13 protein-coding genes are annotated in these 18,444 nt (G+C 73.8%); 8 read left to right on the forward strand and 5 right to left on the reverse strand.

Annotated elements, in window-relative coordinates; translation table 11 throughout:
* Nucleotides 1-117 precede the first annotated feature (117 nt).
* The 3 genes from ABZ479_RS04285 to ABZ479_RS04295 all read left to right on the forward strand — a co-directional run bounded on the left by ABZ479_RS04285 (nt 118) and on the right by ABZ479_RS04295 (nt 6,871).
* Nucleotides 118-2,379 (forward strand): alpha-L-rhamnosidase C-terminal domain-containing protein, encoded by a 2,262-nt coding sequence (locus tag ABZ479_RS04285; RefSeq protein WP_500459793.1) that lies wholly within the window; start codon nt 118-120, stop codon nt 2,377-2,379.
* Between the two features lie 34 nt (nt 2,380-2,413).
* Nucleotides 2,414-5,620, forward strand: a complete 3,207-nt coding sequence (locus ABZ479_RS04290) for a family 78 glycoside hydrolase catalytic domain (protein WP_500459794.1) — start codon at nt 2,414-2,416, stop codon at nt 5,618-5,620.
* 189 nt (nt 5,621-5,809) lie between these two features.
* Nucleotides 5,810-6,871, forward strand: a complete 1,062-nt coding sequence (locus tag ABZ479_RS04295) for a LacI family DNA-binding transcriptional regulator (protein WP_500459795.1) — start codon at nt 5,810-5,812, stop codon at nt 6,869-6,871.
* On the opposite strand, the gene ABZ479_RS04300 is transcribed toward ABZ479_RS04295, so the two are convergent.
* On the reverse strand, nt 6,860-7,402 hold the full coding sequence (locus ABZ479_RS04300) for a GNAT family N-acetyltransferase (protein WP_500459797.1): 543 nt from the start codon (nt 7,400-7,402) through the stop codon (nt 6,860-6,862). The two genes, ABZ479_RS04295 and ABZ479_RS04300, sit on opposite strands and share 12 nt — an antisense overlap.
* Before the next feature lie 377 nt (nt 7,403-7,779).
* Here ABZ479_RS04300 and ABZ479_RS04305 point away from each other — a divergent pair, with 377 nt between their 5' ends.
* On the forward strand, nt 7,780-8,376 hold the full coding sequence (locus ABZ479_RS04305) for a TetR/AcrR family transcriptional regulator (protein WP_500459799.1): 597 nt from the start codon (nt 7,780-7,782) through the stop codon (nt 8,374-8,376).
* Nucleotides 8,377-8,416: 40 nt separating this feature from the next.
* On the opposite strand, the gene ABZ479_RS04310 is transcribed toward ABZ479_RS04305, so the two are convergent.
* From ABZ479_RS04310 to ABZ479_RS04320, 3 genes are all read right to left on the reverse strand, one after another.
* On the reverse strand, nt 8,417-9,346 hold the full coding sequence (locus ABZ479_RS04310; protein ID WP_500459800.1) for an SDR family NAD(P)-dependent oxidoreductase: 930 nt from the start codon (nt 9,344-9,346) through the stop codon (nt 8,417-8,419).
* A 66-nt stretch (nt 9,347-9,412) separates the two neighbouring features.
* Nucleotides 9,413-10,888 carry a GMC family oxidoreductase gene (locus ABZ479_RS04315; RefSeq protein WP_500459801.1) on the reverse strand — a complete coding sequence of 492 codons (1,476 nt, stop codon included), beginning with the start codon at nt 10,886-10,888 and terminating at the stop codon, nt 9,413-9,415.
* 222 nt (nt 10,889-11,110) lie between these two features.
* Nucleotides 11,111-12,127, reverse strand: coding sequence for an aldo/keto reductase (locus tag ABZ479_RS04320; protein WP_500459802.1), 1,017 nt, complete (start codon nt 12,125-12,127; stop codon nt 11,111-11,113).
* Between the two features lie 238 nt (nt 12,128-12,365).
* Between ABZ479_RS04320 and ABZ479_RS04325 the strand changes: the two genes are divergently transcribed.
* From ABZ479_RS04325 to ABZ479_RS04335, 3 genes are all read left to right on the forward strand, one after another.
* Nucleotides 12,366-14,879, forward strand: coding sequence for a SpoIIE family protein phosphatase (locus tag ABZ479_RS04325; protein ID WP_500459803.1), 2,514 nt, complete (start codon nt 12,366-12,368; stop codon nt 14,877-14,879).
* A 373-nt stretch (nt 14,880-15,252) separates the two neighbouring features.
* The gene (locus ABZ479_RS04330; protein WP_500459804.1) at nt 15,253-16,173 is read left to right on the forward strand and encodes a LysR family transcriptional regulator; all 921 of its coding nucleotides are present in this window, start codon (nt 15,253-15,255) and stop codon (nt 16,171-16,173) included.
* Between the two features lie 308 nt (nt 16,174-16,481).
* On the forward strand, nt 16,482-16,685 hold the full coding sequence (locus tag ABZ479_RS04335) for a cold-shock protein (RefSeq protein WP_500459805.1): 204 nt from the start codon (nt 16,482-16,484) through the stop codon (nt 16,683-16,685).
* A gap of 238 nt (nt 16,686-16,923) precedes the next feature.
* On the opposite strand, the gene ABZ479_RS04340 is transcribed toward ABZ479_RS04335, so the two are convergent.
* Nucleotides 16,924-17,304, reverse strand: a complete 381-nt coding sequence (locus tag ABZ479_RS04340; RefSeq protein WP_500459807.1) for a MerR family transcriptional regulator — start codon at nt 17,302-17,304, stop codon at nt 16,924-16,926.
* A 179-nt stretch (nt 17,305-17,483) separates the two neighbouring features.
* On the opposite strand from ABZ479_RS04340, the gene ABZ479_RS04345 reads away from it, so the two are divergent.
* Nucleotides 17,484-18,413: an oxidoreductase gene (locus ABZ479_RS04345; protein ID WP_500459809.1), complete on the forward strand. Its 930-nt coding sequence runs from the start codon at nt 17,484-17,486 to the stop codon at nt 18,411-18,413.
* Nucleotides 18,414-18,444: the final 31 nt, after the last annotated feature.

Here is an 18,444-nt window from a genome sequence, read left to right on the forward strand (position 1 = left end):
GAGACCAGGCCCCGCCGGCACCACTCGATCAGCGCTGACAGTCCCCACGGCCGGGGCCGACCGCCCCGGCCGCTCAGCCCCCGCGTTCCCCGAACGCCTCTTCGAGGGAGATCACACGTGCTGAACCGCTTCCACCACAGACACGGGAACTCCTCCCGCAGCCGCAGGCGCACTCGCGTCGTCGTCGCCTTGACGCTCCTCGCCACGACAGCCTCCGCCTTCGTACAGGCCGAGGCCGCGCCCCCGCAGAACCCGAACTGGCAGTCCTACGTCCTGGGCCCGGCCACCGCACAGGTCCCCCCGGTCACCGTGGAAACCCGGGGCAGCGTGACCAACCCGAACACGCTGGTGACGGGCCAGGGGTCCGCGACGACCCTGACCACGGTCGCCGGCGGCGCCCCGGCATCGGTCCTCCTGGACTTCGGCAAGGACGTCGCCGGCACTCCCTCCATCGACGTCACGGCCCGCACCGGGAGCCCCACCCTGTCGCTGGCCACCGCAGAGGCCCGCCAGTACATCCGTACGCCTGCCTCGACCACCGTCTCGGCCGCCGCGGCGTCGGGCGCCACGCAGGTCACCCTCGCCTCGACGGCGAACCTCGAGGTCGGCAACACGCTCACCTTCGGCACCGGCACGACCGCGCAGACCCGCACGATCACCGCGTTCGACACCTCCACCAGGCGGGCCACGATCACGCCCGCCCTGACCCGGAGCCTGACGACGCAGACCAGGGCGGTCAGCGCCCCGGGGGCGCCGAGCTCGGACGAGTCCCGCGGCCTGGCCGGTGTCGGCGGCATCGACACCCTGCGGCCCACGGGAACGGGCCGGATCTCCGGCAGTTACCACGGCGGCTTCCGCTTCGCGCTGCTCACCCTGACCTCGCCGGGCAGCATCTCCCTCTCCGCGGCCGGGGTCACCTTCCAGGGCGTCCGGGCCACCGCCGCGGACTACAAGGGCTGGTTCCTGTCCAGCGACGACCAGCTCAACAAGATGTGGTACTCCGGCGCGTACACGCTGCAGCTGAACCTCAAGCCTGCTGGGCTGAACGGCCTGGTGGACAAGCGGATCTACGACGGCGCCAAGCGCGACCGCAGCATCTGGACCGGCGACCTCCTGGTCCAGGGACCGACCGCGATCTCCACCCTCGGCGACGAGGGCGCCGGCTACGTCAAGTCGTCCCTGAACGTACTGCTGGCCGCCCAGCGCTCCGACGGGGCGATCCCCGGCTCGCCGGACTTCAGCAAGGGCAGCAACCCCGCCGGGTCCCCGCTGTTCTACTCCAACAACTACTCGGGCTACGGCGCCCGCGCCGCCATCGACTACTACCGCTACACCGGTGACCGCGCCTACATCACGAGCGTCCTGTCCGACCTGCGCGCGGAGCTCGCCTACAACGACCGGTTCCTGACCGCCAACCGTCTGGTCGCGTCGAACGACCGCGACTACTGGCAGGCGAGCCAGAGCGGCGAGGTCACCAAGTACAGCATCGACTACTACGTCCTGCTCAAGGAGATGGCCTGGCTGGAGCGGCAGGTCGGCTCCGCGAGCAACGCCACCGCGAATGACGCCAAGGCGGAGTCGATCAAGCAGGCCGTCAACACACGGCTCTGGAGCCTGCAGTTGGGCGCCTACGGCCAGAGCAGCGCCAAGCCCGACGTGCTCGTCGAGGACGCCAACGCCCTCGCCCTCCAGTACGGCTTCGTCCCGGCCGACCGGCGCACCAGTGTGCTGAACGCGCTGAAGACGCTGTGGACGCCTTACGGCGCGATCATGGGCCCGGGCCTGGTCGACCCCACGGGTCACACCATCGAGCCCTTCGGCAACGGGATGGAGACCGCAGGCCGCTTCGCCGTGGGCGACGCGACCGGTGCCTTCGACCTGATGCGCCGTACCTGGGGTCCGATGGTCGACAGGAACAACCCGCTCTACACGGGCGCGTTCTGGGAGTTCAAGAACAGCACCGGCGGTGTCAACCGCGCCACCGCCAGCCTCGCCCACGGGTGGGCCGCCTCCCCGACCGTCCAGCTCACCGAGCAGGTCCTCGGTGTGACCCCCGTGAACCCCGGCTACGCCACCTGGAGCATCAAGCCCCACACCGGCGACCTCGAGTGGGCCCAGGGCTCCGTCCCGACCGGCGCGGGCAACATCGCCGTGCAGTGGCAGTCCGACGCGTCGGCCTTCACCCTGCACGCCCAGACCCCGGCCGGCACCAGCGGCACGATCGCCGTGCCGGTCACCGCGCAGGCCACCGTCACCGTCAACGGCCGCACCGTGTGCGCCGCGGGAAGCTGCAACGCGTACCAGGGCACCGTCGCCGACGGCTACGCCCAGCTCACCGTTCCCGGTGGCACGTACGACATCACCGTCAGCCGCGGCTGACCACAGACATGACCCGACCGACAGGAGAACGTTGATGTCCGAAACCCCGCGCGGTCTGAGCCGCCGGCACGTCGTAGGGATCATGGTGGCCGGGGCGGGAGGACTGGCCCTCCCGATCGAGGCGGCCGGCCCCGCGGCCGCGACCACCTCGTACCCGCACGGCGGCAAGGTGACCGTCGGACACCTCAGCATCGACGGCCGCACCGACGAGCCCCTCGGCGTCGACGACCCATCTCCCCGTCTGGGCTGGCAGGTCACCGGTGCCCCGGCGGGCTGGACCCAGAAGGCCTACCAGGTGCGCGCGGCAGCCAGTGCCACGGACCTGGCCCGCGGGCGTCACCTGTGGGACTCGGGCAAGGTCCACTCCGACCGGCAGACCGACGTTCCCTGGCGCGGAAGGGCCCTCGGGTCCCGCCAGAGCGTGGTCTGGCAGGTGCGCCTGTGGGACACCCGGGGCGGGGTGACGCCGTGGAGCAGCCCCGCCACCTGGGAGATGGGGTTGCTCAAGCGCACCGACTGGGAACCGGCCCAGTGGATCGAGTACCCCGGCCGGCAGGTCGCCGACCCCCTGCCGGTCTTCGCCCGGGCCTTCGACGTGGACAACCGGCACAGCGGCAAGGTCGTCCGGGCACGGCTGTACATCGCCGGGGTCGGTGTCCACCAGGCCAGCCTCAACGGACGGGCCGTCACCGACGAGGTCCTCGCACCGGGAAGCTCCAACTACCAGCTGTCCGTCGAATACCGCGCGTACGACGTCACCCACCTCATCCGCGCCGGGGCCAACACCCTCGGCGTCGAAGTGGGCCACGGCCAGGCCCTGGTCACCCGCTCCGTCACCAACCCGGCCACCGGGCGCACCGCGCCCTACGACTGGTGGCAGAGCCAGTTCAAGGGCAACGGCACCCTGGCCGCCCCGGCCGCGGCCGGGGACACCGCGGTCAAGCTGAGCAGCGTGAGCGGTTACCACCTGGGCGGCACGATCAACATCGACACCGGCGACGGGGGCGACCGCCTGGAGTCGCGCACGATCACCGCCATCGGCACGGCCGGTGCGGACGGGACCGGCATCACCTTCACCCCGGCGCTGAACGGACCGCACGCGGCCGGTGCCTCCGTCACCGGCTCGGGGAACTCCCTGGCCGGCACCGACCCCAGTGCCGGGGCCGCCGTCTCACCCCGGCTGATCGCCCGACTGGAGCTGACCAGGGCCGACGGCTCGGTCCGGACGATCGTCACCGACCACTCCTGGAGGACCTCACTCGGCCCCACGACCACCGACAACTGGTACTCCGGGTCCGACTACGACGCGCGCCGCGAACAGCCCGGGTGGAACACCCCCGGCGCCGACCTGTCGCCCACGGCCGAGCGCCGCGACGGCAGCGCCGCCGGATGGACGCCCGCGGGCATCGCGCCGCCCCCGAACCTGACCACCGAACTCGTGTGGCGCGTCGGCGAGCCGGTGAAGATCGCCGACCGGATCCACCCCGTGAGCATCACCCAGCCGGCCCCCGGCGTGTGGGTCTTCGACCTCGGGCAGAACATCGCGGGCTGGCCGGAGCTCACCGTGGACGGGACGGTCCCGGCCGGCACGACCATCACCATGAGGCCGGCCGAGTCACTGGCCGCGGACGGCACCGTGAACCAGGCCTCCATCATGGGCGGCGGCAGCAGCCGCGGCACCGACGTGTTCGCCACCTACACCACGCGCGGCGACCGGCACGGTGAGACGTGGCACCCCCGCTTCAACTACTTCGGCATGCAATGGGTCCAGGTCACCGGCCTGCCGGAGGGCTGCACACCCACCGCCGGGACCGTCACCGGTCTGCAACTCCACGCGGCCACCGCCACCGCCGGCACCGTCACGACCTCCAACGACCGCATCAACCGCATCCACCGCATGTCGCGGTACTCGATCATGAGCAACATGATGTCCACCTTCACCGACTGCCCCGGCCGGGAGAAGCTGGCCTATCCCGCGGACTACCTCCAGCCCTTCGGCTCCCTGCACCGCAACTTCGGCTACGACGCGTACCTGCGCACCATGCAGCGCCACCTGGCCGAGGGCCAGTCCAAGGCGGGCGACAACATCGGCAACGTCGCCCTCAAGGCACCCGTGTACGACTGGGGCTACACCGGCCGGTTCGGCGACGAGATCAACTGGGGCAACGGGATCATCCTGGTGCCGTGGTTCCTCCACGAGGTCTACGGCGACACCCAGACCATGGCGCGGTACTACCCGCAGATGCAGGCGTTCATGACCTACATCAGGACGCGGAAGGCGGGCACGGGCGCCGACGCCTGCATCGTCGACGCCGCCCTCGCCGACTGGATCGGCGCCGAGAACACCTCGGGCCGCATCACCGGAACGTGGGGCTACCACCAGATCGCCGACCGCATGGCCAAGATGGCCGGCATCCTCGGCCGTCACGCCGACGCCGCCGAGTACCGGAGCCTCGCCGCCAACATCAAGACCGCGTTCAACGACGCCTTCTACAACACGACCCTCGGCCGCTACACCGCCCAGGGCGACGCGGGCACCACCGGTGCCACCCAGGCCGCCCAGGCCCTCGCCCTCGACGAAGGCCTGGTCCCCGAGGGCGAACGGCAACGGGTACTGGACGCGCTGGTCGAACTGATCCACGCCTTCCAGCCGTTCGGCGGCGGACCGCACCTCAGCGGCGGCACCATCGGCCTCGCCCCGATCGTCCGCGCCCTGACGGAGGGGGGCCGCGACGACGTCCTGTGGGACGTGCTGCAGGAGGACACCCGGCCGAGCTACGGGTACTTCATGGCCCCGACCACGGCGAACCCGCAGGGGCTCACCACCCACCCCGAGCAGTGGGACATGGGCAACTCCAAGAACCACATGATCCTGCTGCAGATAGAGGAGTGGTTCCACAGCGGCCTCGCCGGCATCCGACAGGCCCGCGGCACGGCGGGCTACCGGAACCTGGTCATCGACCCGCGCGTCGTCGGGGACCTCACCCACGTCGAGGGCGGCTACCGGACCCCCCAGGGGCAGGTGGCGTCCGCTTGGTCCCTGAAGAAGGGCACCTTCCGGCTGGAGGTCGAGGTGCCGCCGAACACCACCGCCGAGGTCCGGGTCCCCACGGGCGGCCGCACGCCGCACGACGTCCCGAAGGGCGCGACCTTCCGGCGCGTCGAGGGCGACCGCGCGGTCTACGACGTGCCCTCCGGCACGTACGTCTTCGTGGCCCGGGACGTGCACCCGGCCGGGTAGCGCTCCCGCACTCCGGCCGGCGAACGCCGACGGCCGGACAGCGCACGGCCGGAACCGCACGAGGGCGGCGACCCCCGGGTGGTTCCGGCCGCGGCCCCGGACGTCCCCCCGCCCACCACGCCCCGACGACGGCGGACCGCCGCCCCGAAGACCCGGGAGGACCGGCTGAGCCAGACGACCATCCGTGATGTGGCCGCCGCGGCAGGCGTGTCCGCCTCCACGGTCTCCAACTACTTCCACCACCCGGGCAAGTTGACGACCGCGACCCTCGAGCGGGTCCACCGCGCGGTGGAAGCGCTCGGATTTGTCCCCAACAACGCGGCCCGCATGCTGCGCACGGGTACGAACCCCGTGATCGGATACCTCACCGCCGACCCCGTCGGCGCGGGGGCGTCCGAGACGATGCGCGCCGTCGAGCAGCGGATCGCGCAGGAGAACATGCACCTCCTCATCGCGACCGCGGGTTCCGAGGACCGCGAGCGGTCCTATCTCCGGCTGTTCGAACAGCAACGGGTGGCCGGTATCGTCATCGCCCCCGTCGCAGACGTCGAACCCGAACTCGCCAGGATCCGCGCCCACGGCATTCCCAGCGTGGTCATCGCACGGCCCGCGACATCGCCCACCCAGCCGTCCGTCTCCGCGGACCACGCCCTCGCGGGCCGCCTCGCCGTGCGGCACCTCATCGGGCAGGGGCGCAGGCGCCTCGGTTTCGTCTCGGACGATCTCGACGCCTGGCAGTCCCAGGATCAACTGCGCGGTGCCGTGGCCGCCCTGGGCGCCGCACCGGGTGTCGCCCTGGAGGTCATCCGCGCGGCCGGCGCGCCCCTGACCGCGGGGATCGCCTGTGCCGAGGCCATCGCCCGACGGCCCCCGCAGGAGCGCCCGGACGGTCTCCTGTGCACCAACGGCGGCCTGGCGGTCGGCGCCGCCCGGGCCCTCGCCGCCGGGCAGGGAGCCCCGGACGCCCTGGACGTCCCGGTCGTCGGCTACGACGCCACCGCACTGGCGCCGCTGGCCGGGGCGCCCGTCACGGCCGTCCGCGTCCCGTACCGGGAGATGGGCGAGGCGGCGGTCGACCTGCTCTTCGCACAGATGGCCGGGAGCCACCGGGAGGCACCCGCGGCGGACCCTCGCGCCCGCCCCCAACTGCGACTTGCCCCGGAGCTCGTGCTGCCGGCGTCCGCGCTCCCCGCGACCGGACCGACGACCGGCCGCCCGCGCCCGACGGCCGGGCGGAACCTAGGCCCCTGAGCCCTGCTTCCAGTCCCGGGCGAGGAGGCCCAGCAGCACCTCGTCCAGGAACTCGCCCATCACCCAGGCGGCGGACCGCAGCGTGCCCTCGCGCACGAAGCCGTTGCGCTCGGCGGAGCGCAGCATCGGGAGGTTGTCCGACAGCGTCTCGATCTGCAGCCGGTGCAGCCCGCGCACGACGAACCCGTAGTCGCACAGCACCGCGACGACGTCGGTGCCGTAACCCTTGCCGCGCGAGGACGGCAGCAGCCCCAGCCCGACGTGCGCGGACCGGTTGTGGGTGTCGATGCCCCAGAGCGCCGCGGTGCCGACCAGCGTGCCGCCCTCCAGTTCCACCACGGAGAACGGGACGCGCCGGTGATCGTCGTCGTCCACCACGAGCCGTGGATCCTTGGAGCCGGGGGTGACCGGCCGCCACGGCCCGCCCTCGGCCCGCGAGGCGCCCGCCACGTCCTCGTAGAGCTCGGTCCGCAGGATCGGGATGTCTTCCTCGTGCCGGGCCCTCAGCCCGACCTTGCTGCCTCGTAGCATGCGAGCTTCCTATCCGGCCCGGACGCCCGGCGGCAAACCGATTTGCGGTCACCGGAACGGGGGGACCAGGACCGAGCGCCCGCCCCACCGCCGTGGGGCAGGCGTCCGGCGGCTCTGACGAGGGTCACCGTGCCCGCGGGGACGCGAAACCGAGGGCCCCCTTGCCGGGGTGCGGGCCGCCCGGGTACCGGCACGGACTTCCGGCCCCGGGACGACCTGCATACGGGGAGACCGGACGGCCCACGGGTTTGTGACAGCGGCGCGAAGGGGAGCCCGTGAGCGCACGGCCGCGTCCGAGCCGCTGACGCCGCCGGCCGCACGCGACGGGTGGACGCACGGGCGCGGCGCCCACCCGCGCACTCCGTATCCTGGTGCGCATGCAGCACGACGACGGCGCCCGGCCGGCCACCACGCGACGCAGGGACGCCGCCGCCACGAAGGCGGCGATCCTCCAGTCCGCCCGGCGGCTGTTCGTCGAGCACGGCTACGACGGCGCGGGGGTACGGGAGATCGCCGGGGCCGTGGGTGTGGACCCCCGGCTGATCGGCCGCTACTTCGGCTCCAAGGAGCAGCTGTTCGCGGAAGTCGTCGCCCTGGCCTACCAGAAGACGCTGATGATGACGCCCGAGCTGAACGCGGACGCGGCCCGCGCGCTCCTGCTCGAATCCGACGAGTCCGCCCTGGAAGGGCTGCTGCTGACGCTGCGGTCCGCGACGAACCCGCGGGCGGTGGAGATCATGAGGGACGGCATCGAGCGGAACTACCAGCAGTTGCTCGCCGACGCGCTGCCCGGCGAACGGACCGCGGGCCGCGCGGCGCTCCTGGTCGCGATCTGCTCCGGCGTCCTGCTCACGCGCCTGGTCCTGGGCAACACCCAGCTCAACCAGCCGGAGGCCGAGGAGCTGATCCCGCTGCTCCACCGGGCCCTCGACGCCGTCGCCGTCGCACCCGGGGCGTCCGCGGACCGGGGGTAGCCGGATCCCGTACGCGGCGGGCCCCGTCGGCGGCGGGGCCTCACCGGCCGGCGTTCGCGATCATCCGCTCCGAGAGCGTCCACAGACGCCGCGCGTTGTCGGGGTCGACGGCGTAGCGGGCGACGCCCTGCAGCGGGGCGCCCCGGCGGTCGAGGACCGCGGCCTCGCCGCAGTCGGCGAAGTAGCGGCCGCCGACGCCCTTCAGCAACGGCGACACCGCGACGAGGACCGACGTGGCGGCGCCCTGCTCGACGGTCTTCATGAGCTCGGCGGGAACCCTGCTGCCGGCGTCCGCGATGTGCCGCTGCAGATTGGTGCGGATGGCGCCGGGCATCACGGCGTTCGCGGTGATGCCGTCGTCGGCCCAGCGGCGGGTGGCCTCCACCGCGAACAGGACGTTGGCGGTCTTGGACTGCCCGTACGCGAGCCACGGGTCGTAGCGGCGGAAGGCGAAGTGCACGTCGTCCCAGACGACGGGGGACAACTGGTGGCCGCTGGAGCTGACCGCCACGACCCGGGCGTCCCCGGCGGCGGCGAGCGCCTCGTGCAGACCGGTCGTCAGGGCGAAGTGCCCCAGGTGGTTGGTGGCGAACTGCCACTCCCAGCCGTGTTCGGTGCGGCGCTCCGGGCTCGCCATGACGCCCGCGTTGTTGACCAGGATGTCCAGCGGGCCACGCCACGCCGCGGTGAGGGCGGCGACGGACGCCGGGTCGGCGAGGTCGAGGTGGGTCACGCTCAGACCGCGGTTCCCGGTGCCCTCGGCGATGCGCCGGGCGACGTGCTCGCCCGCGGCCGTGTCGCGGACCGCGAGGACGACCTCCGCACCGGCCGAGGCCAGCGCCCGGGCCGTTTCCGCGCCGAGGCCGGACGACGCACCGGTCACGAGCGTGCGGCGGCCGGTGAGGTCGACGCCGCGTACGACGTCCGCGGCCGTGCTCGAGAAGCCGAAGGGGGTGGTGATGGCGGGCATGGGTGGACTCTTCCTTCGTGAAGGGGCGTCAGGGGTGCCGCTCGCGGCGGTCGGGGTGTGCGGGGTTCAGATGCCGTGCACCCGCAGCCCGGGGTCGACGACCGACTGCTCGTCGTCGCCCGCCCGGCAGGTGCCCGCGGGGTGGTTGATGGAGACCGTGGACTCACGGGCGGACCGCAGCAGGGAGGCGTCGTCCCTGGCGGTGGGGTACGAGGCGGGGCCGATGAGGGCGCGCGTGATCGGGCTGTCGCACAGCTCCAGGGTGCTGCGCAGTCCGGCCACGATCAGTTCCCGCTCCGCGGCCGCGGCGTAGTACCGCGGGTCGATGAGCGGCGCCGCCGCCGGGTCGGTGGAGGCGAGCCGCACGGTGCCGCGGCTCTCCGGGGCCAGCAGCGTGACCAGGCAGGAGAACCCGGGCGCCCTGTTGCCGAGCAGGTCGATCAGCATCGGGGTGAGCTCGGTGTCCGGGGCCTCGGCGGCGCCGCCGCAGCGCAGGAAGGCGCCGGCCTGGCCGATGGAGGCCGGCGGTCCCCGGCGACGTGCGGCGTACAGGGCCCGGTTCTCCTCGCTGTGGGCGTCGAGCCACGTGGAGCCGCGCACCACGGGCCGGCCGACCAGGGCCGAGGGATGGTCCTGGAGGCCGGCTCCCACCCCCGGCAGGTCCTGCACCACGGGGATGTCCCACGCGGCCAGGTGGGCGGCCGGGCCGATGCCCGACAGCATCAGCAACTGCGGGGAGCGCACCGCCCCCGCCGACAGGATCACGGAGCGGCCGCGGGCACGGTGCGTGCCCGCGGCGTCGGTGTATTCGACGCCGGTCGCGCGCGTGCCGTCGAGCAGCACGCGGCGCGCGAACGCGCCTGTGCGGACGGTCAGGTTGGGGCGGCCCATGGCGGGACGCAGGTGGCCGCGGGCCGAGCTGTACCGTTCGCCGTCCCGGACGTTGCTGTACAGCGGCCCGACGCCGTCGAGTTCGGCACCGTTGAAGTCCCGGTTGAGCGGCAGGCCGTACTCGACGCCGGCGGCGACGAACGCCGCCGACAGCGGGGTGACGTCCTTCGGCGTGGTGACCGGGATCGGGCCCCCGACGCCGTGCAGGCGCGAAGCCCCCGGTTCGTGGTCCTCGCTGCGGCGGAAGGCGGGCAGGACCTCCTCGTAGCTCCAGCCCTTCATCCCCTGCCCGGCCCAGCCGTCGTAGTCCGAGCGGTGACCCCGGTACCAGGCCTGGTAGTTGATGGAACCGCCGCCGCCCAGGACGCGCCCCGCCGAGAGGGGGACACCGCGGCCGCCGAGCCCGGGCTGGGGCACGGTGTCGTAGCTCCAGTCGAGTTCCCCGCGCAGCAGCCCCTGGAACAGGCCGTGCGGCGGCGCGATGCGCGCGTCGGTGTCCGCCGGCCCGGCCTCCAGCAGCAATACGCGCACCGGCGGTTCCTCGCTGAGGCGTGCCGCGAGCACGCTTCCGGCGGCGCCTCCTCCCACGATCACGTGGTCGAACACCTCGTCCGCGGCACGCGGGTCCCCGGCGGTGGCGCTGTCGGCCATGGACGTACTCCTTCGCAGGGGCAAGGGGCCCCCCCGGCCCGGACGGGGGCCCTCGTGACCACGGTAAATTCCCGTGGTTGACGCGTCCAATGAGGAACGCGCACCGCCCCTGTGCGTGCGCCTCATGACCGGCCCGGCCGTTCCCGGGATCCGGGCCGGCCACGGGAGTCCGGGTCGGCCACGGGAGGACGCGGCGCGCACCGGGCCCCCGCGGCCGGACGGTCAGGCCGGCAGGGGCGGCGTGACGCCGTCGAACCAGTTGGCCGCGGCCATCGCCGAGGCCTGCTCCCGGTCGCCCGTGACGGTGAGGGCGTCGAGGGCGGCGAGCTGCTCCGTGGTCAGGACGAGTTCGGCCGCGGCGGCGTTCTCGGCCAGGAAGGCCGCCCGGCGGGTGCCCGGGATGGGGGTGACGTCCGGGGCCTTGGCCAGCAGCCAGGCGAGGGCCACCTGCCCGGGGGTCGCCTCGTGCTGCTCGGCGATGTCGCGTACGGCCCGCACCGTCCGCATGTTGCGGTCGAAGTTCGCCTCCGAGTACCAGGGCAGGGCGCGGCGGTGGTCGTTCTCCGGCAGTTCCTCGCGCGAGGTGAGGGTGCCGGTGAGCGCGCCGCGTCCCAGCGGGCTGTACGGGACGACGCTGATGCCGAGTTCCCGGCACACCGGAAGGATCTCGGACTCGATCCCGCGCTCCCACAGCGACCATTCGGTCTGCAGCGCCGTGATCGGGTGCACGGCGGCGGCACGGCGCAGGGTGTCCGGCGCGGCCTCGGAGAGGCCCAGGTGGAGGACCTTGCCCTCCGCGACGAGTTCGGCCATCGCACCGACCGTCTCCTCGATCGGTGTCCGGGGGTCGACGCGGTGCTGGTAGTAGAGGTCGATGCGGTCGGTGCCCAGTCGCTTCAGGGAGCGCTCGACGGCCTTGCGGATGTAGCCGCGGCTGCCGTCCATCCGGGCCTCGGACCCGCCGAAGGGACCCGAGACGATGCCGAACTTGGTGGCGAGCACGAGCCGGTCGCGGCGCCCGGCCGTCGCGCGGCCGAGGATCTCCTCGCTGTCGCCGTAGCCCTCGGCGGTGTCGAAGAGGGTGACCCCGGCGTCCAGCGCGCGGTCGACGATCTCCCGGGCGGACCGCTCGGGGTCGTAGCCGGACTGCCCGTAGGGGTTTGCGTAGCTCATGGCGCCGTAACCCACGGCGCCGACGGCGAGTTCGTCGGGACCGAGGTGGCGTACGGGGATGGGCATGGCGAAGCCGGCCTTTCTGCCGCTGTGAGCAGCGGGGACGGGATGTCCTCAGCTGAGGACAACGGTAAGTCCTCACCCGAGGACAAGCAAGCGCGCAGGTGGCGGCGGCCGTGGCCGGGCGACGGGACCGGTGGGGGCGCCGGTCGGGGAGACCTGCCCCGGTTAGGGTGGAAAGAGCCCGGTATCCGGATGGGAGCGGTGCGTCCGACCCGGGACACAGCTGCAAGGGATGGCCGGCATGGGTGCTCCCACGAGAGGTCCCTCCACGGCGGCAGGTACCCCCCTGGGTCCGGCGACGGCCGTGATCGTGGTCGACGACGCCGCGGTCGTCCGCGGATGGGACGACGGGGCGGCGGCCCTCCTCGGCTGCCCGGCCCGCGAGGCGGTGGGCAGGCCCCTGGCGGACGTCCTCCCTGCCTCGGGCACGGGAGCTTCCGAGGGCGGAGCCGTCGAAACCGGAGCCGTCGAAACCGGGGCGCCCGAGGCCGGAGCCCCCGGTCTCGCCGGCCGGCTCGGAGCGGAGCGCGGATGGCAGGGCCGGCAGGTCGTACGCCGCGGGGACGGCCGCCGCCTCGACCTGGAGGTCGAGATCCTGCCCGTCCCCGCCCCGGGCGGGCCGGCCGTGCGTGTGATCCTCGCGGCCGACACCGCCCGCACCTGGTGGGCCCGCGCCAGCCGCTCCCTGCTGGAGGGGATCACCTCCACCGCGCCGGTGGGCATGGCCGTACTCGACACCGAACTGCGCTTCACCTGGGTGAACGACGCCATGCAGGAGATGTGCGGCGTTCCCCGGGAGCGGTTCCTCGGCCGCCACCCGGCCGAGGTCCTGCCCGGACTGGACATGGCGCGCACCCAGGCCGAGATCTGCCGGGTCCTGGAGACCGGGATCGCCTCCTCGGGCCGCAAGCACTTCGGACGCGTCCTGGCGGACCCGGACCAAGTGGCCTACTCCACCTCGTGCTTCCGGCTGGAGGCCGAGGACGGGCGGGCGCTCGGCGTCTGCTACATCGTCCTGTCCACCACCGACCACCACCGCGCCCAGCAGAAGCTCACGCTGCTGAACGAGGCCCGCAAGCACATGGGCAACACGCTCGACGTCGCCTCCGCCGCGCAGGAGTTGGCGGACGCCGCCGTCCCCGGCCTCGCCGACCACGTCACCGTCGACCTCCTCGCGATGGTGCTCCGCGGTGAGGAGCCGCCGCCGGGACCGGCCGACGCCGCCGCGGCGAGCCTGCGCTCGGCCGGCTACCGCTCCACCCGCGGCGACGTCCCGCCGCCCGTCCCGCGGGGCGGGCCCTGCCCGTGCCCCCCGCGGTCGCCCACCGCGCGTGCGATGTCCAGCGGCCTTCCGTCGCTCGTCTCCCATGTGGACCCGGGCGACCACCGGCGCGACGCCGACGACCCGGTGCGCGGGGTCCACGAGCGCCGCCTCGGCGTCCACTCCCGGATGACCGTGCCCATCCGCTCGCGCGGCACCACGCTGGGAGCGGCCACCTTCGCACGCTCCCGGGACTCCGGTCCCTTCCGGCCCGGGGACCTGGACATCGCCGAGGAACTCACCGCGCACGCCGCGGTCTGCATCGACAACGCCCGCCGCTACACCCACGAGCACGCCGCGGCACTGACCCTGCAGTGCAGCCTGCTCCCGGTGGACCTGCCGGCGCAGAACGCCGTCGAGGCGGCCTACCGCTACCTGCCCGCCGACACGGAGGCCGGCGTCGGCGGCGACTGGTTCGACGTCCTGCCACTGTCCGGGGCCCGGGTCGCCCTCGTCGTCGGCGACGTCGTCGGACACGGCATCCACGCCGCCGCCACCATGGGACGCCTGCGTGCCGCCGTGCAGACCCTCGCGGACATCGACCTCGCCCCCGACGAGGTGCTCGCCCACCTGGACGACGTCGTCAGCCGGATCGCCCTGGGGGCCGCCGATCCGTCCGGCGTCCTGGGGGCGAGCTGCCTCTACGCCGTCTACGACCCGGTCTCCCGGCACTGCACGCTCGCCCGCGCCGGGCACCCGGCGCCCGTGCTCGTCACCCCGGACGGCGACGCCCGGCTCCTCGACCTTCCCAGCGGCCCGCCCCTCGGGCTCGGTGGCCTGCCCTTCGAGGCCCTCTGCGTCCCGCTGCCGGAGGGCAGCGTCCTCGCGCTCTACACCGACGGCCTGATCCACAGCCGCTCGCTCGACACGGACCGCGGGCTCCGGCACCTGGTCGACGCCCTCGCGGCGCCCTGGGCCCCTCTGGAGGAACTGTGCGAGGCCGCCGTCGTGGGCCTGGCCGACGGCACGCCCGCGGACGACGTCGCGCTGCTCCTGGCACGGACGGGCGGCCTGGGGGAGGGGCGCGTCGCGTCCTGGGACATCCCCCACGACCCCGCGGCCGTCGCGTCCGCCCGGTCCGAGGCGGTCCGGCAACTGGCCGCCTGGGGGCTGGAGGAGCACAGCTTCACCACCGAGCTGGTCGTCAGCGAGCTGGTCACCAACGCCATCCGCTACGGCGCGGACCCCGTCACGCTCCGGCTCATCCGTGACCGCACGCTCATCTGCGAGGTCTTCGACGGCAGCAGCACCTCCCCGCACATGCGGCACGCCCGGACGACCGACGAGGGCGGCCGCGGCCTGTTCATGATCGCCCAGCTCGCCGAGCGGTGGGGCGCCCGCTACGGGAAGGGCGGGAAGACGGTCTGGTCCGAACAACCCCTCGGGCCCGCCGGCCCGGGGCGGGACGGCACGGACGGGAACGCGGCACGATGAGCGGCGCGGATCCGGCACCGCCGCGCCGGTGGCGGGGCGCACCCGCCCCGGCGCGTGCCCTTCGGCTTCCACGGGAACCGGATCGCCGACGACGAGATGGATCGCGCCCGGCCGGTTGCCGGCCAGGCGTGACACCGCCCCGCCGGCGCCGGGTGACCCCAACCCGGACGCCGTCCGCGGCGACGCGCTCCGCGAGGCGCGCACCCTCCGTGGTGTGGCCCACCGCTCGCCGCCGTGCGCGCCGCCGGCGAGGAAGCCGGCGCGCGGGAGCGGTACGCCGGGACGGCATGACCGACCGCCGGTGGACGCCGCTCCGGGCCCGGCGACCCGCCCCGGGCCGGCACGTCCCGCACACGTGGTATCCGTGGACGTCATGGACTTCACCGATGTGTCGCTGACCTCCCTGCGCGTCTTGCGGGCGGTGGCCGAGCAGGGGACGTTCACCGCGGCGGCGGCCGCGCTGGGGTACACGCAGTCGGCGGTCTCCCGGCAGATCGCCTCGATCGAACGCACCGCGGGCGCGGAACTGCTGGAACGACGGCCCGGCGGCGTGCGGTTGACCGAGGCCGGGCGGCTCGTCATGCGCCGTGCGACCGTCGTGCTCGACGAGATCGACGCGGCCGCGCGCGACCTCTCCGGCCTGCCCCCGCAGGGCGGCACCGTGCGTCTGGGCTGGGTGCCCACCACCGGTACGACGGTGGTCCCGCAGGCCCTCGCCGCCCTGCGGCGCGAGGCGCCCGGTGTGCGCGTCATCAGCCGCGAGGGCGGGACGGCGGCGCTGGCGCGCGCCCTGCGGGCCGGCAGCATCGACCTGGCCCTGTTGTCCTCGGCCCCGCCCTTCCGCGCACCCGACGACGAGTCGCCCCCACTGGTGCTGCGGACGCTCTCGGAGCGTGCACTCTGCGTCGCCGTGCCGGCCGGACACCCCCTGGCCCGGGGCGATTTCGTCGACGTCGAGGACCTGCGCGGGCAGCAGTGGATCGCCGGTTCGTCGTCCGGCTCGGACCGGCTCCTGGGTGTGTGGCCGGGTCTGGACGAACGGCCCGAGATCGTCCACACCGCCCGTGACTGGCTGGCGAAACTCCACCTCGTGGCCGGCGGGTGCGGGCTGACGACCGTACCGTCAGCGCTGGCCCCGGCCGCGCCGCCCGGAGTACGCGTCCTGCCCGTGCGCGGCGGCCCGCAGGAGCACCGGCGCCTCGTCCTGGCCCGGCTTCCCCGGCCGCCGGCCGAACCCGTCGCCCGCCTCGCCGCCGCCCTGCGCGCCGCGGCCCTCGGGGACACGTCCGGATGACGAGGGCCGGCCGCCGGCCGGACTCCGCCGGGACCTCGTGACGCGCACGCGGGCACGAACGGGGCCGACGTCGGCGGCGGCTTTCGGATACGTCCGGACGAATGCCGCGAACGGTGCCCCGCGAGGCCGTTCCGGCCACCCGACCGGGCCCCCGGGCAGCGGAGGTCGTACCGGAGAGATGCTGGACACGCCCGTAATCGGTGGCGCGAGAGGCGGCTCATCCGGTAAGCAAGGCCAGGGCCCAGCAACGGGGTCCGGCGGCGCACCACGGGGTGCGGCGCATCAGCAGCATGTGAGGAACGAACACAGTGGCATCTGGCGTCGTGAAGTGGTTCAACTCGGAGAAGGGCTTCGGCTTCATCGCACAGGACGGGGGCGGTCCTGATGTGTTCGCCCACTACTCCAACGTCTCCGGCAACGGCTACCGCGAGCTCGTGGAGGGTGAGCACGTCACCTTCGACGTGACGCAGGGGCAGAAGGGCCCCCAGGCGGAGAACATCGTCCGCGGCTGACCGCCGCGGCACGGACGTGGCCGCCGTCGTCGCACCCGGCGACGGCAGCCGCGCGCAATCGTGCCGAGGGCGGTACGCCGATCGCGTGCCGCCCTCGGCCCCGCCCGGGGCCGCGCGCCCCTCGGGGGCCCGCCACCGGCCCGGGCCCCCCGTCGTCCGCCGGCCCCGCGCGCCTCGTGCCCCCTGTGCCCCGTGCCGGCCCGCTCGCCGTACGGGCCCGCAAGGAGGCCGGCGCGGGTCAGTCGCCTGTGGGCCGGGCGACGTCCCAGGCCCGCAGGAACCTCTTGATCGCGTCGCGGTTGCGCTGCAGCACGTCGATCCGCCGTTCGATGCTGCTGAGCTGCTGGCGCAGCCCGTCCAGGTCCGCCGCCGCCGGGCACTCCGTGATGTCCGATTCTTCCTTCGTGGCCTCGAGGCAGGGCAGGACCTCGCGGATCATGTCGGTCGTGAGACCGGCCTCGAGCAGTTCGCGGATCTGCAGCACGCGGTCGATGGCGGGTTCGCCGTAACTGCGGTACCCGTTCGGGCTCCGGAACGGGTGCAGGATGCCGACCTCTTCGTAGTAGCGGAGCAGCCGCGTCGCGACACCCGTCTTCGCGGCCAGTTCCCCGATCTTCACAGCGCTCTCCTTCTCCGGACGTCCCTGCGGACGGCGTGTCCCGCCGTCATCGCTTGACCTTCACATTAATGGCAAGGTCTAGCTTCGTGCACGGCCCGGGGCCCGCCGCTGCGGGCCTTCGGCGGGACGTGTCAACGAGAAGGCGGTATCCGGAGATGTCGGCGGTTCCAGCAACGAACATGGGCAAAAAGGGTCGCGGGTGGACCGCCGACCGGATGGCCGCACAGGACGGCCGCACCTTCGTCGTGACGGGGGCCACCAGCGGCCTCGGTCTGGTGACGGCGCGCGAACTCGTCGCGCACGGCGGCCGGGTGCTGCTCGCCGTCCGTGACGCGGCGCGGGGTGAGGCGGTGGCGTCCACGCTGCGCGGAACGTACCCCGGCGCCGACGTGGAGGTGCGCCGGCTCGATCTGCTGGACCCGGACTCGATCCGCCGGGCGGCGGAGGAGATCGGCGCGGAGGAGTCCGTCGACGTCCTCGTCAACAACGCGGGCATCTCCATGGTCGGGCACTCCGTGACGCCGCAGGGCGCGGAGCGGCACCTCGCCGCGAACCACCTCGGCCACTTCGCGCTGACGGCCCTGCTGGAACCGGCGCTGCGCCGGTCGGCCGCGCCGAGGGTCGTCACGGTGACCTCGTACCTGCACGAGAAGGCCGAACTCGACCTGGACGACGTCGCGTGGTCCCGCACCTACACGCCGCTCGCCGGCTACTCGGCGTCCAAGCTGGCCAACGCCGTCTTCGGGGCGGAGCTCGCCCGGCGCGAGCAGTCGTCGGCGGTGCCCATCACCAGCGTTCTCGCGCATCCCGGCTACAGCAACACGCCGATGCAGGGCAAGGGCACCGGGCTCACGGGGATCGCCATGCGCGTCTCCGGCCGGCTCTTCGCGCAGAGCCCGGAGATGGGAGCGCTGCCCCAGCTCTTCGCGGCGACCGAGCCCGGTCTCCCCGGCGGCTCCTACATCGGCCCCGACGGCCGGGGCGGACGGTCCGGGCACCCCGTTCCCGTACGGCTGTCGGGAGCGGCCCGCGATCCGGAACTCGGCCGCCGCCTGTGGGAGCGCTCGCAGCAGCTGACGGGCGTCTCCTGGCCGGCCTGGCCGGTCTAGCCGGGTCGCAGGCCGCCGGTACGGTCCCGCG

The sequence above is a fragment of the Streptomyces sp. NPDC005722 genome (genome assembly GCF_040630935.1).
Lineage (GTDB): Bacteria > Actinomycetota > Actinomycetes > Streptomycetales > Streptomycetaceae > Actinacidiphila.

Bases quoted from the DNA above. Each gene is read 5' to 3' on its own strand.
- ABZ479_RS04290 (WP_500459794.1), top strand. From the start codon at position 2,414: ATGTCCGAAACCCCGCGCGGTCTGAGCCGCCGGCACGTCGTAGGGATC.
- ABZ479_RS04345 (WP_500459809.1), top strand. From the start codon at position 17,484: ATGGGCAAAAAGGGTCGCGGGTGGACCGCCGACCGGATGGCCGCACAG.
- ABZ479_RS04325 (WP_500459803.1), top strand. From the start codon at position 12,366: ATGGGTGCTCCCACGAGAGGTCCCTCCACGGCGGCAGGTACCCCCCTG.
- ABZ479_RS04315 (WP_500459801.1), bottom strand. From the start codon at position 10,888: ATGGCCGACAGCGCCACCGCCGGGGACCCGCGTGCCGCGGACGAGGTG.
- ABZ479_RS04305 (WP_500459799.1), top strand. From the start codon at position 7,780: ATGCAGCACGACGACGGCGCCCGGCCGGCCACCACGCGACGCAGGGAC.
- ABZ479_RS04300 (WP_500459797.1), bottom strand. From the start codon at position 7,402: ATGCTACGAGGCAGCAAGGTCGGGCTGAGGGCCCGGCACGAGGAAGAC.
- ABZ479_RS04310 (WP_500459800.1), bottom strand. From the start codon at position 9,346: ATGCCCGCCATCACCACCCCCTTCGGCTTCTCGAGCACGGCCGCGGAC.
- ABZ479_RS04330 (WP_500459804.1), top strand. From the start codon at position 15,253: ATGGACTTCACCGATGTGTCGCTGACCTCCCTGCGCGTCTTGCGGGCG.
- ABZ479_RS04320 (WP_500459802.1), bottom strand. From the start codon at position 12,127: ATGCCCATCCCCGTACGCCACCTCGGTCCCGACGAACTCGCCGTCGGC.